Annotated in this window: 12 protein-coding genes; 5 read left to right on the top strand and 7 right to left on the bottom strand. The window is 69.8% G+C overall.

The window, feature by feature from the left end:
- Positions 1-102: 102 nt before the first annotated feature.
- Positions 103-2,463 carry a penicillin acylase family protein gene (locus ABD798_RS31025; RefSeq protein ID WP_344882732.1) on the top strand — a complete coding sequence of 787 codons (2,361 nt, stop codon included), beginning with the start codon at positions 103-105 and terminating at the stop codon, positions 2,461-2,463.
- A 26-nt stretch (positions 2,464-2,489) separates the two neighbouring features.
- Here ABD798_RS31025 and mce read toward each other — a convergent pair whose 3' ends face one another.
- On the bottom strand, positions 2,490-2,936 hold the full coding sequence (gene mce / locus ABD798_RS31020; RefSeq protein ID WP_344882729.1) for a methylmalonyl-CoA epimerase: 447 nt from the start codon (positions 2,934-2,936) through the stop codon (positions 2,490-2,492).
- Positions 2,937-3,057: 121 nt separating this feature from the next.
- On the opposite strand from mce, the gene ABD798_RS31015 reads away from it, so the two are divergent.
- From ABD798_RS31015 to ABD798_RS31005, 3 genes are all read left to right on the top strand, one after another.
- Positions 3,058-4,245 carry an acetyl-CoA C-acetyltransferase gene (locus ABD798_RS31015; protein WP_344882726.1) on the top strand — a complete coding sequence of 396 codons (1,188 nt, stop codon included), beginning with the start codon at positions 3,058-3,060 and terminating at the stop codon, positions 4,243-4,245.
- Positions 4,245-5,204, top strand: a complete 960-nt coding sequence (meaB, locus tag ABD798_RS31010) for a methylmalonyl Co-A mutase-associated GTPase MeaB (protein ID WP_344882723.1) — start codon at positions 4,245-4,247, stop codon at positions 5,202-5,204. Before ABD798_RS31015 ends, meaB begins: the two co-directional genes overlap by 1 nt.
- Before the next feature lie 85 nt (positions 5,205-5,289).
- Complete coding sequence (locus tag ABD798_RS31005; protein WP_344882720.1) at positions 5,290-6,546, top strand: DNRLRE domain-containing protein; 1,257 nt, start codon at positions 5,290-5,292, stop codon at positions 6,544-6,546.
- On the opposite strand, the gene ABD798_RS31000 is transcribed toward ABD798_RS31005, so the two are convergent.
- From ABD798_RS31000 to ABD798_RS30975, 6 genes are all read right to left on the bottom strand, one after another.
- On the bottom strand, positions 6,543-7,328 hold the full coding sequence (locus tag ABD798_RS31000) for a TRADD-N-associated membrane domain-containing protein (RefSeq protein ID WP_344883685.1): 786 nt from the start codon (positions 7,326-7,328) through the stop codon (positions 6,543-6,545). The two genes, ABD798_RS31005 and ABD798_RS31000, sit on opposite strands and share 4 nt — an antisense overlap.
- Positions 7,329-8,308: 980 nt before the next feature.
- On the bottom strand, positions 8,309-9,304 hold the full coding sequence (locus ABD798_RS30995) for an ABC transporter substrate-binding protein (RefSeq protein ID WP_344882717.1): 996 nt from the start codon (positions 9,302-9,304) through the stop codon (positions 8,309-8,311).
- Between the two features lie 35 nt (positions 9,305-9,339).
- The gene (locus ABD798_RS30990; RefSeq protein ID WP_344882714.1) at positions 9,340-10,377 is read right to left on the bottom strand and encodes an ABC transporter permease; all 1,038 of its coding nucleotides are present in this window, start codon (positions 10,375-10,377) and stop codon (positions 9,340-9,342) included.
- Positions 10,377-11,135, bottom strand: a complete 759-nt coding sequence (locus ABD798_RS30985; RefSeq protein WP_344882711.1) for an ATP-binding cassette domain-containing protein — start codon at positions 11,133-11,135, stop codon at positions 10,377-10,379. Before ABD798_RS30985 ends, ABD798_RS30990 begins: the two co-directional genes overlap by 1 nt.
- 2 nt (positions 11,136-11,137) lie before the next feature.
- Positions 11,138-12,157 carry a class I mannose-6-phosphate isomerase gene (locus ABD798_RS30980; protein ID WP_344882708.1) on the bottom strand — a complete coding sequence of 340 codons (1,020 nt, stop codon included), beginning with the start codon at positions 12,155-12,157 and terminating at the stop codon, positions 11,138-11,140.
- Positions 12,158-12,195: 38 nt separating this feature from the next.
- On the bottom strand, positions 12,196-13,179 hold the full coding sequence (locus ABD798_RS30975) for a LacI family DNA-binding transcriptional regulator (protein ID WP_344883683.1): 984 nt from the start codon (positions 13,177-13,179) through the stop codon (positions 12,196-12,198).
- Positions 13,180-13,532: 353 nt separating this feature from the next.
- On the opposite strand from ABD798_RS30975, the gene ABD798_RS30970 reads away from it, so the two are divergent.
- A complete protein-coding gene (locus ABD798_RS30970; RefSeq protein ID WP_344882705.1) occupies positions 13,533-16,838 on the top strand; it encodes a GH92 family glycosyl hydrolase in 3,306 nt (1,101 codons plus the stop codon).
- Positions 16,839-16,870: the final 32 nt, after the last annotated feature.

The following is a 16,870-nucleotide window of genomic DNA, read 5'->3' as shown; positions in this document are numbered from 1 at the left end:
CGCTCACGTGCCGAAACGTGAGCTTTAAATACCTTTTGTGGCCTTCTAGGCAGACCCGTCCCGAGGCTATGAAGTCCGTGCGTTCTGCCGAGGGGGTCTGTCATGCGGGCTTTGTTCCTGGCTGCTGCGGTGCTTGTCTCCGCTGTCGCTGTTCCTGCCGCCGTTCCGGCACAAGCGGCCACAACGACGACCTACGCGGTACGCGGGCTCGACCTGCCTGTGCGCATGGTCGTCGACAAGTGGGGCGTGCCGCACATCTACGCGCAGAACTCCGACGACCTGTTCCTAGCGCAGGGCTTCAACGCCGCGCGGGACCGTCTGTTCCAGATGGACCTGTGGCGCAAACGTGGGCTCGGTCAGCTCGCGGAGTCCTTCGGTCCCGCGTGGGTCGAACAGGACCGTGCGTCGCGAATGCTCTTATATCGCGGTGACATGGAGCGCGAGTGGGCCTCCTACGGTCCGCACGCGAGGCAGACCATCACGCAGTTCGTGAACGGCATCAACGCCTACGTCGACTGGGTCGGCCAAAACCCGCAGGCGCTGCCTGAGGAGTTCCGCAAGCTCGCTTATAAGCCCGCGCGGTGGGCTCCAGAGGACGTAGTGCGCATCCGCAGCCACGGTCTCGTGCGCAACCTCTACAGCGAGATCATGCGCGCGATGACCGCGTGCGTCGCTGGGCTCGACGCGGACCGTGTGCGCGTGAAGTTGCAACCGGACTGGACCACGAAGGTTCCCGACGGCTTGGACGCATGCGCGGTCACGGAGAACGCGGGCGAGGTCATCAACACCTACTACCTCGGTACGTCAGCGGTGTCCTTTAACGGGCAGAAGCTCGAACGCTCCACCTCGGAGCAGCAGGAAGGCAGCAACAACTGGGTGGTCGGCGCGAAGAAGTCGGCGACCGGGCGGCCCGTGCTGGCCAACGATCCGCACCGGGTGCTCCCCGCGCCGTCCGGGCGCTACATCCAGCACCTGTCAGCGCCGGGGCTCGACGTGATCGGCGCTGGTGAGCCGATCCTTCCTGGGGTTTCCATCGGCCACAACGGCACGGCGGCGTTCGGTCTGACGATCTTCTCGATCGACCAGGAAGACCTTTACGTCGAGCAACTGGACCCGGCGAACCACGGCCGCTACCGCTTCAAGGACGCGTGGGAGACCGTGCGCACGGTCAAGGAGAAGATCGCGGTCAAGGGCGAGGTGGCCCGCGAGATCGATCTGAACTTCACGCGGCACGGCGTCGTCATGCACACCGACCAGGCCCGGCACCAGGCCTACGCGCTGCGCAGCGTGTGGTTCGAGCCCGGGACCTCGCCGTACCTCGGCAGCCTGAAGTACATGGGCGTCAAGAACCTCGCCCAGTTCCGCGAGGTCATGCGCAACTGGGGCGGCCCGCCGGAGAACCAGGTCTACGCGGACACCAAGGGCGACATCGCGTGGTTGCCCGGCGGTATGGCACCGAAGCGCCCCGCGTTCGACGGCCTGCTGCCCGTGCCCGGCGACGGTCGCTACGAGTGGGAGGGCTACTACGACGGCGAACAGCTCCCGCGCTCGGTGAACCCCGCCAAGGGCTTCCTGGCAACGGCCAACGAGGAGAACCTGCCGGAGAACTACCCCGCTGACCGCAAGCTCGGCTACGAGTGGGCCGATCCGTTCCGTTCGCAGCGCATCCACGAAGTGCTCGCGGGCAAGGAGAAGCTGACGATCACGGACTCGGAGCGCTTGCAGAACGACCAGCTCTCCGTTGTTGCCCGTCGAGTCACTGCGGCCCTTAAAGACGTCACGACGACCGACCCCGTCGCTTATAAGGCATTGCAATCGCTGCGCGGGTGGAACCACGTACTGGACGCGAAGTCCGGCCCCGCGGCGCTGTACGAGGTGTGGCGCGTGAAGCACCTCGGAGCCGCCGTGATTGCCGCGACCGCCCCCGCGCTCGCGCAGCTCGGCCAGGCTCCGGACCCCGAGGTCGTGCTCGACGTGATCGAACACCCGGAGCGGTGGCTCGGCGCTGACGCGAAGGCCAAGCGCGACAAGCTCGTCGTGGACACGCTCGCCGCCGCGTGGCGTGATGTGGAGAAGCGCCTCGGTGCCGATCCCGCCGCGTGGCAGTGGGGGACGCTGCACCAGACGCTTTTCCAACACCCGCTCTCCGCACAGCTGCCCGGCGCCGACGTCGGCCCGTTCCCGCGCGGCGGCTCGGCAGACACCCCCGACGCCGCCTCGTACGGCGCGGACTTCAAGCAGACCGGAGGCGCGTCGTTCCGCATGGTGCTCGACGTGGGCAACTGGGACGGCTCACGCGCGATCAACGCACCTGGCCAGTCCGGAGACCCCGCGAGCAAGCACTACCGCGACCTGGCGCCGTTGTGGCACAAGGGCGAGTACTTCCCGCTGCTCTACTCGCGCGGGGCCGTCGAACGCAACGCCAGCAAGGTGATCCTGCTGCTCCCGCAGCGCATCAACTAGCCAAAACGTGAAATGGGCCGGGTGGATCAATGCCCTTCGGCGGGTTGGACCAACTCGATGAGCACGCCGCCGCCGTCCTTGGGGTGGACGAAGTTGACCCGGCTGTCGGAGGTGCCGCGTCGAGGCGTGTCGTAGACGAGGCGCACGCCCTTGGCCTTGAGCGCAGCGCACGCGGCGTCGATGTCGGTGACCCGGTAGGCGAGCTGCTGGAGCCCGGGGCCGCGCTTGTCGAGGAACTTCGCGATCGTGGAGTCCTCGTTCAGCGGGGCCAGCAGCTGCACGGCCGTGCCCACGCCGGTGTCGCCGGGGGCGCGCATCATCGCCTCGCGCACGCCCTGCTCCTCGTTGGTCTCCTCGTGCGCCATCTCCAGGCCGAAGGTGTCGCGGTAGAAGGCGACGGCGACGTCGAGGTCCGGGACGGCGACACCGACGTGGTCGATGGCCGTGACGAAGGACTGCAGCTCCGAATGCATGCTGGGAGGGTAGGTCTCAACGGGTGGCCGCGCCTGTGCCTCGCCTCACAAACTTCTGCATCGAGTACCGGCGGTATGGTCCGCTCGGAGGAAGTCCCGCACCGTCGCTGGAGGTCTTACTGTGTCTGGATCCGTGATCGTCGCGGGCGCTCGCACTCCGATGGGCAGGCTCCTGGGGTCGCTCAAGGACTTCTCCGGAGCACAGCTCGGCGGCGTCGCCATCAAGGCCGCTCTGGAGCGCGCGGGCGTCGCGCCGGAGCAGGTGCAGTACGTGATCATGGGTCAGGTGCTCACCGCCGGCGCCGGTCAGATCCCCGCCCGCCAGGCCGCGGTCGCCGGTGGCATCCCGATGAGCGTGCCCGCGCTGACCATCAACAAGGTCTGCCTCTCCGGCATCGACGCGATCGCGCTCGCCGACCAGCTGATCCGCGCCGGTGAGTTCGACGTCGTCGTCGCGGGCGGCCAGGAGTCGATGACCCAGGCGCCGCACCTGCTGCCGAAGTCGCGCTCCGGCTACAAGTTCGGCGACGTGACCATGGCCGACCACATGTCGCTCGACGGCCTGTTCTGCGCCTTCGACCAGGTCGCCATGGGCGCTTCCACGGAGAAGCACAACGCGCGCTACAACCTGACCCGCGCCGAGCAGGACGAGTTCTCCGCGCGCTCGCACCAGCGCGCCGCCGCCGCTGCCGAGAAGGGGATCTTCGCCGAGGAGATCGCCCCGGTCTCGGTGCCGCAGCGCAAGGGCGACCCGCTGGTGGTCAGCTCCGACGAGGGCGTTCGGGGTGACACCACCGTGGAGACGCTGGCCAAGCTGCGCCCGGCCTTCGCCGCCGACGGCACGATCACCGCGGGCTCCGCCTCGCAGATCTCCGACGGCGCCGCCGCGGTCGTGGTGATGAGCAAGGCCAAGGCCGAGGAGCTGGGCCTGAGCTGGATCGCCGAGATCGGCGCGCACGGCGTGGTCGCCGGGCCGGACGCGAGCCTGCACGAGCAGCCGTCCAACGCGATCAAGGCGGCCTGCGCCAAGGAGAGCATCGACCCGGCCGAGCTGGACCTCGTCGAGATCAACGAGGCGTTCGCCGCCGTCGGTGTGGTCTCCGCGCGCGAGCTGGGCCTGGCCGAGGACAAGGTGAACGTCAACGGTGGAGCCATCGCGCTCGGCCACCCGATCGGCATGTCCGGCGCGCGCATCCTGCTGCACCTGGCACTGGAGCTGAAGCGCCGGGGCGGCGGTATCGGTGCCGCCGCGCTCTGCGGTGGTGGCGGCCAGGGCGACGCGCTGATCGTCCGCGTTCCCAAGGCCTGATGCCTCGCTCCGTCGATGTCGGTGACCTGGTCTCGCGGGCTCGCGAAGGCCAGGCGCGGGCGGTCGCGCGGCTGATCTCCCTGGTCGAGGACGACAGTCCGCACCTCAGGGAGGTCGCCGCCGCGCTCACCCCGCACACCGGGCGGGCGCGCGTCGTCGGCCTGACCGGCTCGCCCGGCGTCGGCAAGTCGACCACGACCTCCGCGCTCGTCGCAGAGCTGCGCAAGCGCGGCCAGCGCGTGGGCGTGCTTGCCGTCGACCCGTCCTCTCCGTTCTCGGGCGGCGCTCTCCTGGGTGATCGCGTGCGCATGCAGGAGCACGCGCTCGACCCGGACGTGTTCATCCGTTCCATGGCCACGCGCGGTCACCTCGGCGGGCTGTCCTGGGCGACCCCGCAGGCGCTGCGCGTGCTCGACGCGGCGGGCTGCGACGTCGTCCTGATCGAGACCGTCGGCGTCGGGCAGTCCGAGATCGACGTGGTCGCGTTGGCGGACACCACGATCGTGTTGCTCGCCCCGGGCATGGGCGACGGCATCCAGGCCGCGAAGGCGGGCATCCTGGAGATCGGCGACGTGTTCGCGGTGAACAAGGCCGACCGCGACGGCGCCGACCGCACCGTTCGCGAGCTCAAGCACATGATCTCGTTGGGGCGCAGGGAGATCCAGGGCGCGATGTGGCGCCAGCCGATCCTCAAGACAGTCGCCGCGCGCGCCGAGGGCATCGGCGCGGTGGTCGCCGCGATCGACTCGCACCACGAGTGGATGACCGCGCACGGCGAGCTGGAGCAGCGTCGTCGCAAGCGCGCGGAGAGCGAGATCGAGGCGATCGCCGTGGCCGCGCTGCGCTCGCGCTTCGGCGACGTGCGCGGCGGGACCGCGTTGGCCCAGCTGGCCAAGCGCGTGGTCGCCGCGGAGATCGACCCGTTCGCCGCCGCCGAGGAACTCCTGGCCTCACTCTGAGTTATGCCACATCGGGTACTAGCCCTTGACGCGCGTCCGTCGTTAGGTTTTGGGAGCTCAGGTTTCCCATTGGGACGGATTCTGCATGATTGTGTTGCGGGGCAAGGGTTTTCTGGCGATCGCGACCCTTGTGGCGGTGTGCGCGACGGCGCCCGCCGCGGTCGCCGACACCAGCGCCGCGGAGCGGACGGCGCTGCTGGAGGCACAGCGGTCGGGGCACCCGGTCGAGCTGACCGAGTCGCTGGAAGCCCACTCCCGCACCGTCGCCGAACCCGGCGGCACCCTCACCACCTCCCGGTCCGTGCACCCCGAGCGCGTGCGCACGCCCGGCGGCTGGGTCCCGGTCGACACCGCGCTGCGCGTGGTGGAGAACCGAGTCGTTCCCGGCGCGACCACGACAGAGGTCCAGCTCTCCGGCGGCGGCGGCCAACCACTGCTGCGGCTGGCCGACTCGGGGCGCAGCGCTGCCGTCCGCTGGCCCGGCCCGCTGCCGAAGCCGGAGCTCGACGGCAACACCGCCCGCTACCGGCAGGCCTCGCCCGGCGTCGACGTGATCGCTCGCGTCAACGCCGACGGCGTCCGGCTGACGGTCGAGGCGGCGTCGGCCGGACCGCTGCGCTTCGCGCTGGACACCGCGGGCGTGACGGTTCGGGACCGGGACGGCGCGTTGGAGTTCGTGGACGGCGCGGGGCAAGCGCTGTTCGCGGCCGCGACGCCGTGGGTGGGGGTGCCCCGGGGCGGCGATGCCGCGCAACGGCCGGGGCGCTTCGCGGTGGTCGCGCCCGGCGCCGTGGAGGTCCGACTCCCGGAGGGCATGTCCGGCCCGGTCGCGGCGGAGCTGTCCTTCACGGGGGCGAAGCCGAACTGGACGATGGTCGACTCTGGCTTCGCGAAGGTCTCGTACTGGAACTCCACCGGCTCGGCCAAGGCGGGCACCTACGACGCGGGCGAGCACCGGCTGAGGTCGTTCTTCGTCTTCGACACCAGGGGCCTCAGCGGGCGGGAGATCACCTCCGCCTCCGTCACCGGCATGGAGAACTGGGCGTGGTCGTGCGCGCCCAGGCCCGTCGAGCTGTGGCGCACCGGCCCGATCAGCAAGGCCACGACCTGGGAGAAGCAGCCGGAGTGGCTGGCCAAGCTGTCGACGTTGTCGGTGGCGAAGGGCTACGGCTCCACGTGCCCGTCGGGCCCCGTGACCTTCGACGTGACGCCGCTGGTCAAGGACGCCGCCGTGCAGGGGCTGGCTTCGGTCACCGTCGGCCTGCGCGCGAGCGATGAGACGGACAACCACCACTGGAAGCGCTTCGAGAACAACCCCGTGCTGAGCGTGGTGCTGCGCTAACCAGCCGGTTCGCGGTCCGACAGCTCCAGCGAGGTTTCCGCCTCCGGCTCGGCAGGGCGCGGCGGCGGGGGAGTCGGCAGCTCGTCGTGGTGCTCGCCGAGGAGACGGATCACCTCGGCGGGCGAGGCGTCCGGGAACACCGTCTGCAAGGCCACCACCGCGTGCACCCGCTCGCGCCGCCACGGATCGGCCAGCTGCGTGCTCAGCCGGAGGGTTTCGCGGATCAGCTCCGTGCGGCGGACGTTCACGCACAGCTTCTCGAACTGGTCGGCCGCTTCGCGCGCGGCGAGCGCGGAGATCACGTACAGCAGCCCCGCGAGGACCGAGGGGACGGCTCCGGCCAACGCCGTCACCATCCCGGAGTTCGGGTCGTCGTCGATCGCCAGGAACAACCCCAGGAACACCAGCACCAGGCCGACCGCGCCCGCCGCGGTCGAGGCCCAGAAGCTGGTGCGAGCCCTGGTCAGCGCGGCGTGCTGGCGCTGGAGGTGCTCGTCCACCTGCTTGGCGGTGACCTCGGCCTTGTCCGCGAGCAGCCCCAGCCAGCCCTGGTCGGTGTTCGGGTCCTCGGCCAGCTCCCGCTGCTTGCGGTTGGCCTTCTGCTTCAGGTCCTGCGCCTGCGCCGTCATCCGCATGCCGTCGAGCAGCGAGCGCTCCCCGTCGTCGAGCGCGGAGCGGCGCACCCGCCACACCGCGTAACCGATGATCGCCACGGCCACGGCTGCCGTCGCCGTACCCAGAATGGCGACTAAGTCACCCGTTGCGTCATCGGCCGCCGCCATCGCGCGCACGTAGGCGAGCGTAGTAAGCCGTTCGGTGCTCGTGATCGCCTTTTCGGTGGAAAGACCATCACTCGTTAGCGACTCGACGCCTGCCGCCCCGTAACCCCCGCCTCCGCGCCCCCGCCCCAGCGGTTGCGTACCCAATGTGGCATTTGTTTCGCGAGACGTACCCGATGCCACATTGGGTTCATCAGTCTGCGCTGAAGAGGTTGAGGGTGATCTCGGGGTGCGGCGCGTGGCGCCGGTGGTGACGTCGGGGTGTGGTGCTGCGGAGAGCGGCGTGTGGGCGCGCGCGGCGTGGGCCTGCGCCTGCGGAGTGCGGAGCGGACAGACGCTTCGAGGCAGTGGCCAAGCGGCGCGGCGAGGTGGACTCGGCAGGCGGCACTCGGTGAGCGAGGCGGCGGGCGGGCCGGGACGGTGGCGGTCGCGGTCGCGGTGGCGCAACGTGCGCGGTGAGCCAGGCGGACGCGGTGGCGCAACGGTGGCGGTGGGCGGGACGGTGGCGCAGCGGGAGCGGTGAGCCGGGCGGAGGCGGTGGCGCAACGGACGCGGTGGCGCAACGTGCGCGGTGGGCGGTGGCGGTGGCGGTGGCGCAGCGGTGGCGGTGAGCGAGGCGGTGGCGGTGGCGCAACGGACGCGGTGGCGCAACGGGAGAGGTGAGCGCAGCGGGGGCGGTGAGCGAGGCGGTGGCGGTGGCGCAACGGGACGCGGTGGGCGGGGCGGGACGGACGCCGTGGGCGGACTCGGCGGGCCCGGGCCGAGTCCGGCAAGCCGTCGGGTTCGCCGGTCTTCAAGACCCCCGAACCCCCGCCCCAGAGGTCTTCAACGACGGCAAACCCTCGGCCGCGCCGACGTAGTACGCGCTTAGCGATGATCAACAGGGGGGTTTGCTGGTCTTGAAGACGCCCCAACCCCCGACGGCGGAAATGCCCCGGCCCCGGGCGGTGGAGACCGTCCGGGGCCGGGAAGAACCCGAGGGCTCAGCAGGACTGCTTGTAGAAGTACTGGGACTTCGACTGCATGTCGTCCTTGGTGAGCGCGACGAGGTCGGTGGCGATGTCGCGGGTGACCGGCTTGCCCTCGATCGCGGCGATGGCCTGCTGGACGCCCTTGGAGCCGATGGACGCCGGGTCCTGCGCGATGAGCGCCTGCACGCCGCCGTTGCGCAGGTCGTCGACCTGCTTGGGGCTGGCGTCGAAGCCGACGAGCTTCACCGCACCCTGCTTGTTCGCGTTGCGCAGCGAGGTCGCCGCGCCCTCACCGGTGTTGAGGTTGGTGGCGAACACGCCGACCAGGTCGGGGTGGGCCGACAGGGTCGCGGAGACCCGCTGCGCCGCGACGGACGGCTCGTTGTCGGTGTACTGCTGACCCACGTACTTCAGGTTCGGGTACTTCTTGATCTCCGCCTCGAAGCCCTTCGCCCTGGCGTCGGTGGTGGAAGTACCGGCCTTGGTGTTGAGCACCAGGACCGAACCCGTGCCGGAGCCGACGAGCTTGGCCAGCGTCTGCGCGGCCAGCTGGCCGCCCTGCTCGTTGTTGGAGGAGATGGAGGACTGCGCGACGGACTTGTCCTCCAGCGCGGTGTCCACCTCGACGACCTTGATGCCCGCGCCGGTGAGCTGCTTCATCGGGGCGGCGAGCGCCTTGGTGTCGGTCGGAGCGATGAGCACGCCCGCGGGCTTGGTGGAGAGCACGCCGGTGACGATCGGCGACTGGAGGCTCGCCTCGAACTTGTCCGGCTCCTGCGTGTTCAGCTCGTAGCCGGACTTCTTGGCCTCGGCCTCGGCGCCGCAGCGCATCGAGATGTAGAAGGGCTCGGCCTTCACGCCGGTGATCAGCGTGAGCTTCTTGTTGTTCGGCGCGGGCTGCGAACCGCCCCCACCGGACTCACCGATCTTGCCCCCGCCGCACGCGGCGAGCACCAGGGTCGCGGCGACGGCGGCGCCGATACGGACCACGTTCTTGTTCAGCGGCATTGAAAGTCCCACCTTCTCGCACTTCGTTGTGCTAGCTACCTGCTGTTGCGCGCTCTTCTGCGCACTTGGTCGAGCCAGACCGCCGCGACGAGCACGATGCTGACCGCGATCGGCTGCCAGTACGGCTGCACGCCGATCACCACGAAGCCCTTCGTCAACACGGCGGGGATGAACACGCCGATCACCGAGCCCAGCACGGTGCCGACCCCGCCGAAGAGGCTGGTCCCGCCGATCACCACGGCGGCGATGGCGTTGAGGTTGTCGGTGGAGTGACCGGAGATCGTGGTCGTGCCGAAGTAGGCCAGCGACATGAACCCGGCGAGCCCGGCGAGCGCTCCGACGTAGGCGTAGGTCGCGACCAGGTGACCGGTCACGTTGATGCCGACGCGCCGCGCGGCCTCCTCGTTGGAGCCGATCGCGTAGTTGTTGCGGCCGAACCTGGTCGTCCGCAGCAGCCACGCGCCGTGCAGCGCGACGATGGCCGCCAGGATCACCATGTGCGGCACCCCGGCGGTCTGGCCGAAGCCCAGCCAGTCGCGCAGCTGCGCGGGCACGGTCCGCACGTCCGAGCCGCCGGTGAGCAGCTGGGCCGCGCCGAGCGCCGCGCCGAAGGAGCCGAGCGTGACGATCAGCGGCGGGATCTTCGCCTTGGCGATGAGCGCCCCGTTGAGCAGCCCCCACAGCGCGCCGGCGACCACGGTGGCCAGCAGCCCGACCGCGATCACGCCACCGCCCGCGTTGGTGGCGTCGCCGTCCGGGCTCATCGCCTCCATGACCTGTGCGCCGACGACTCCCGCGAAGACCAGCACCGAACCGACCGACAGGTCGATCCCGGAGGTGATGATCACGAACGTCATGCCGACGGTGAGCACCAGCAGCACGGCGGCTTCGATGAGCAGCGTCTGGAAGGTGAACACGGTCAGGAAAGCGTCCGGGCGCATGATGCTGAACACCGCGTAGAGCACCAGCAGGACCAGGCCGGTCCACAGGGTGTTCGCGGAGAACAGCCGCTTGCCCAGGCTCTGCTGCTCGGTGTTGACGGTGGACTCGTAGTCCAAAGTGGAGTGTGACATCAGGCCGCCTCCTCCTGCGTCAGGGCGCCGGTCATCGCGCCGACCAGGTTCTCCAGGCTCATGTCGGCACCCGTCAGCCGCGCGACGCGCTTGCCGAGGCGCATCACCTCGACGCGGTCGGCAACGGCCTGCACCTCGGGCATGTTGTGTGTGATCAGCACGACCGCGATCCCGTTGTCCCGCACGCGCTTGATGACTTCGAGCACCCGCTCGCGCTGCACGACGCCCAGCGCCGCGGTCGGCTCGTCCATGAACACGACCTTGCTCGCCCACGCGACCGCGCGGGCCACCGCGACGCTCTGCCGCTGCCCGCCGGAGAGCGAGCCGATGGGCACGTCCAGGCTCTGCAACGTCACGCCGAAGGTGGTGAAGCGCTCGGCGGCCTGCTTGCGCATCTCCGCCTTGTCCAGCATGCCCAGCGCGCCGAGCAGGCCCTTGCGCTTGAGTTCCCTGCCCAGGAACAGGTTCGCCGCCGGGTCGAGGTCCGGGGCGACCGCGAGGTCCTGGAACACGGTCTCGATGCCCATCCGGCGCGCCGTGGTCGGCGTGTCGAAGCTGACCCGCTTGCCGTCGAGCACGATCTCGCCCGAGGTCGGCTGTTCCGCCCCGACGAGGCACTTGACCAGCGTGGACTTCCCGGCGCCGTTGTCGCCGATCAGCGCGACGACCTCGCCGGCGTCGATGGAGAACGACGCGCCGCGCAGCGCCTCCACCGACCCGTAGCTCTTGGTGATGTTGCGTGCTTCCAGCAGTGGCATGGCTAGTTCGCCTCCACGTGTTCCGGGGCGGGCGGGCGGCAGCGCACCACGACGAGCCCACCGTCCACTTGGGACGATCCGGCCGAGTGTGGCACGACGAGGGTGTCCCCGCGCCTCACCGGCACCGTGCCACCGTGCTCGGTGCGCAGGGTTCCGTTGCCCTCCAAGGCAACCAGCACGGAGAAGCCGGGGTCGAGGTCCACGGCGGAGTCAGCGTGGATGCGATCGGCCCTGAAGAACGCCGAGGCCTGCTCGGTGAACAGCGGCACGACGGGGGAGCGCTGGTCGGCCGTGCGCAGCACCAGGTCCTCGACCCTGGTGCCCCAGCCGTCGCGGTCGACGCACGTCAGCGCGGTCTCCCAGCCGATGGCCAGGTGCGCGCTCGGGTCGCCGGGCTCGGCGAAACCCGTCCACTCCAACAGGACCGAGAAGTCGGTGGGCTGCTGGAGCTCGACGATGAACACGCCCTCGCCGATCGCGTGCGGCAGCCCGGCGGGCACGAACACCGTGTCGCCGGGCTTCACCGGGATCGGGTTCAGCGCGGCGAGCATGGCGTCGGAGTCCTGTGTGGACACCCAGTTCTCGACCGTCGCCGCGTCCACGTCGTCGCGGAAACCGGCGTACACGGTGGGATTGGGGCCGCTGGTCCCGACGATCACCCACGCCTCGGTCTTGCCGTGGCGGCAACCGAGGTGGCTGCGGGCGAAGGAGTTCGAGGGGTGCACGTGCACCGGCAGCCGCTGACCCGCGTCGAGCAGCTTCACCAGCAGCGCGGTGTCGCCGCCGAGCACCTTCGCGTGCTCGTCGCCGACCCAGGAGGCGGGATCGGCGCTCACCGCGTCGCGCAGCAGGGTGCCGTCAGGCAGGGAGCTGAGCCCGGCGCGGGGCTGGGCGAAGAGCGTGGTGATCGAGGCGACCCAGTCCTCCGGGCCCCACTCGGCCGCGTCCTCGGCGCCCCGCAGCTCGGCGATCGCGGCGCCGCCCCGGTAGAACCGGTCCGGCTGGTTGGCCGCGAGCGTCACAGGCTTCAGCGCAGACGGTTCAGCCCTGCGAGCAGGCTTCACGGACGTACCTCCCCTGATCCTCTAGCCACCAAGCGCGTCGGCAGGACTACCCGGCGCGGTGGCGAACTGTCCCCTTCGAGCCTGGCGAACAGCAGTTCGGCCGCCGCTCGCCCGAGCATCGACGCGTCGTGCTGCACCACCGAGATCGGCGGGTTCAGCAGGTCGGCCAGCTCGAAGTCGTCGAAGCCGACCAGCGCGGGACGCGCGGGACGGCCGTAGAGCGCGCGCAGCATGTGCACGGTGATGCGGTTGTTGCCGCTGACGACCGCGGTCGCGGGCTCGGGGCCGCCGAGGGCGCGCTCCAGCAGCGCCGCGACCCCGGCCTCGGTGTGCGGGCCCATGAACACCAGTTCCTCGCTGTAGCGCACCCCGGAGCGCGCGCAGCCCTCGCGGAACCCGCGCAGGCGTTCGCTCGCGGTGAAGATGTCCGGGGCGTCACCGAAGAACGCGATCCGCTGATGTCCTTGCGCAGCGAGGTGTTTGACCGCATCAGCCGTGCCGCCGATGTTGTCGACGAGCACTGTGTCCGCGACGACGTCGCCGGCGGGGCGGTCCACGAAGACCACCGGCATCCCGGCCTGCATCTCCGGGACGAGGTAGCCGTGCTGCATGCCCGCGGGGACGACGATCAGCCCGTCCACCCTGCGCGCGCAGAACTCCAGCGCCAACTCGCGCTCGCGGCCGGGGTCCTCGTCGGAGGAACCCGTCAGCACCTGACGGCCCTGCGTGCGCGCCACCTCTTCGACGGCACGCGTGAGCACCGAGTAGAAGGGGTTGCCGACGTCTTCGAGGATCACGCCGAGGGTGCCCGTCGACGAGCCTCGGCGCAGGTTGCGCGCGGACAGGTTGCGCCGGAAACCGAGCCGCTCGATGGCGGCCAGGACGCGCTCGGCGGTCGCCGGGTGCACGCCCGCCTCGTCGTTGACCACGCGCGAGACCGTCTTGATGCTCACGCCCGCCAGCCGCGCGACGTCGCTCATCGTGGCGCGTCGCACGCGGCGGGACCCGGAACCAGACAACGTTGTCATCGGGGCGAATGGAACATGTCGTCTCAGCGGCTTGTCAACACCCTTCGCGGAACTCGTCACGACCGGACAAACGTCCTGACGGCGTCTTGATCGGTGCGGTCGACAACTCGAATGACCTTGCACTGTTACGACATTCGGCCCATTTCCGTGACCGCGCCGAGACAGACCGCCCGGACGGCTCTTGACGCGAACCACACACCGTCCGAAGGGTGTTGACGGCGGAGCCTGCCGGTCGGTGAACAACCGACAAGGTTGTCAGGCCCGCAGCTTCTGGCAACGATGCCGAACCCAGGAGGCGAACGGCCTTGAAGAGGAGTTCCCCCGTCGCTCGGCGCCGCTGGCGCGTCGCGGCGGCCCTGACGACCGCGTTAGCCGTGGTGCTCGCTCCGCTCACGACGACGACAGCGACAGCAGCACCCGTCCAAGATCCGGCTCACGAAGACCTGGCCCGCTGGGTCAACCCCTTCGTCGGCACCAAGCCCGGCGGCCCCGACCACGGCACGGGTGGCGGTGCCGGCAACACCTTCCCCGGCGCCGACGTGCCCTTCGGCATGGTCCAGTGGAGCCCGGACACCGTGAAGCACCAGCACGGCGGCTACTTCTACGAGGACAACCGGCTCAAGGGCTTCAGCCTCACCCACCTCTCCGGCGCGGGCTGCTCGACCTACCAGGACATCCCCTTCATGCCGTTCGTCGGCGAGGTCACCTCCTCGCCCGCAGTGGACCCGGATCGCTACACGGCCGGGTTCTCGCACGCCAACGAGAAGGCCACCCCCGGCTACTACGGCGTCCAGCTGGACTCCGGCGCCAAGGTGGACCTGACGGTGACCCAGCGCAGCGGCGCCGGCCGGTTCACCTTCCCGGCCAACCGCCCGGCGACCCTGCTGGTCAACACGTCCGGCTCGATCATGGGCGCCGACGACGCCGAGATCTCCCTCGGCGCGGACGAGATGAGCGGCTGGGCGACCAGCGGCCGGTTCTGCGGCGCCAAGTCGAACAAGTACCGGGTGTACTTCCACGCCAAGTTCGACCGCCCGTTCGCCTCCGTCGGCACCTGGAAGGACGGGGCGGTCACGCCCGGCCGCACCGTCGAGCGCGGCGGCTCCAAGCCGAAGATCGCCGCCAAGCTCACCGATTCGCCTGTGGCGCAAGAACAACACCGGGGTGAGGACACCACCGTGTCCGGGCCGGGCTCCGGCGGCTTCGTCACCTTCGCCGACGACGGCAAGCCGGTGAACGTCAAGCTCGGCCTGTCGTTCGTGTCGGTGGACGGCGCCAAGGGCAACGTCGCGGCGGAGAACGGCAACCGCTCGCTCGAGCAGGTCTCCGACGCCGCGCGCGCCGCGTGGAACGAGCGGCTGAACACGATCAAGGTGAAGGGAGGGACCGACGCGGAGCGCACGACCTTCTACTCCTCCCTGTACCACGTTTTCGTGCAGCCCAACGTCTTCTCCGACGCGGACGGTCGCTACCCGGGCTTCGACGGGCGCGTTCACCGGGCCGAGCCGGGGCACGCGATCTACACCAACCTCTCCGGCTGGGACATCTACCGCTCGGAGATCCAGCTGCTGGCGATGCTCGCGCCCAAGGAGGCCTCCGACATCACCAGGTCGATGATCGCCTTCGCCGAGCAGGGCGGTTCCTGGGACCGCTGGACGGTCGCCAACAGCTACACCGGCGTGATGAACGGCGACCCGTACCACATCATGGTCGCGAGCGCTTATGCCTTCGGCGCCAAGGACTTCGACGCCCGCAAGGCACTGCTGCTGATGCTGCGCGGAGCCACTCAGCCGACGCAGGGCTACGTGGAGCGGCCGGGGCTTGAGGACTACCAACGGCTCGGTTACATCGCCAACGGGGCCAAGGGCGTGTGGGGGCCGCCCGCGACCACGTTGGAGTACACGAGCGCGGACTTCGCGATCGCCGATCTCGCGCGCAGGCTGGGCGACAGCACGGTCTACACGCAGTTCATGCGACGCGCGCAGTACTGGCAGAACGTCTTCAACCCGGCGTCGAGCTACATCCAGAACCGCAACGCCGACGGGTCCTTCGTGGAGCCGTTCAACCCCGCGAGCCCTGATGGCTGGGTCGAGGGCAACGCCGCGCAGTACACGTGGATGGTGCCGTACAACGCACGCGGCCTCTTCGACGCCATGGGCGGCAACGGCGAGGTGGAGAAGCGGTTGGACTTCTTCTTCAAGAAGCTCAACGCGGGGCCGAAGGAGCCGCACGCGTTCCTCGGCAACGAGCCGATCATGCACTCGCTGTGGTTCTACAACTTCGCTGGCGCGCCTCATAAGACGCAGGAAGTCACCCGGCGCGCGGTCAACGACCTGTTCGGCCCCAAGGAGAACGGGCTGATGGGCAACGACGACCTCGGGCAGATGTCGTCGTGGTACGTGTTCGCCGCGATGGGCATGTACCCGGTCATCCCCGGGCGCGCGGAGCTGGTGCTTAATAGCCCACTGTTCGAGGAGGTCGTGGTTTCGCGGCCCACGGGCCAGAAGCTCGTCATCAAGGCGCCCGGTGCAGGTGCGAAGGTCCCGTACGTCACCGGCGTGAAGTACAACGGCGTCGCGACCGACCAGACGTGGCTCCCTGAGTCCTTTGTGGAGCGTGGCGGCACTGTGGAGTTCGGGCTGTCCGCGACTCCGCAGGGCACGTGGGGCACCGCGGCGGCTTCGGCCCCACCGTCGTTCCGTGACGGTGAGACCGGCCAGCGCGGCTATCTCGACCCCGCGCGCGTTGTTGTCGCTGCGGGCGCCAAGGGGGAGACGCGCATCGGTGCGCAGGACTTCTCCGGCAAGGGCGCGAAGGTGCGCTTCAGCACCGGTTCGCCTCCGGTCGGGCTGAGCGTCAGTCCAGCGTCGAGCGAGCTGACCGTGCCCGCGAGCGGGAAGAGCGATCTGCTCACCACTGTCACGGTCGCCCCTGGCACGGCTGAGGGCACCTACCGCATCCCTGTGACCTTTACGGCGCCGGACGGCACAGTGCTGTCGAACTCGGCGCTCACGGTGCTTGTGGCTCAGCCGGGCAGTCTGCGCGCTGCGTTCAACAACGTGGGCACCTCGCTGGACAGCGCACAGGCCGTGGGCAACCTGGACGGCTTCGGCTACAGCCTCTCCAGGGACGCGCTCGCGGCCGGTGGGATCGAGGGCGGCCGTCCGGTGACAGTCGACGGCGTCACGCACTACTGGCCCGCGACGGCTCCAGGAGAGCTGGACAACGTCTTCGCCACCGGGCAGACGGTGAACCTCGATGCTCCTGCTGGGGCTTCGAAGCTCTCGTTCCTCGGCACTGCCTCCAACGGCAAGGTTGTCGGTGCGGTAACTGTGAACTACACAGATGGCACGTCGGTCACCGGTGAACTCGGTTTCACCGACTGGGCGCGCGGAGGCTCCGGATCGGACCCGCTGGAGTACGGCAACCGCATCGTGCTTCGCATGCCCTACCGCAACAGCACGAGCGGGACCTCGCACCAGATCGGTGTGCACCTGTACGGCACGGCGCCGATCGCACTCGACCCGGCCAAGCGCGTTCGCAGCGTGACGCTGCCGTCAGCGCTGACAGGCAAGGGTGCGCTGCACGTGTTCAGCATCGCGACGGGCTGATCCGGGCTGCCCGAGCGCGGCGGGCCACCACC

Origin of the sequence: Allokutzneria multivorans (assembly GCF_039537405.1) — a bacterium.
Taxonomy (GTDB): Bacteria; Actinomycetota; Actinomycetes; order Mycobacteriales; family Pseudonocardiaceae; genus Allokutzneria; species Allokutzneria multivorans.
Note: the sequence above shows the minus strand (reverse complement) of the source record. Positions and strands in the feature narration are given on the sequence as shown.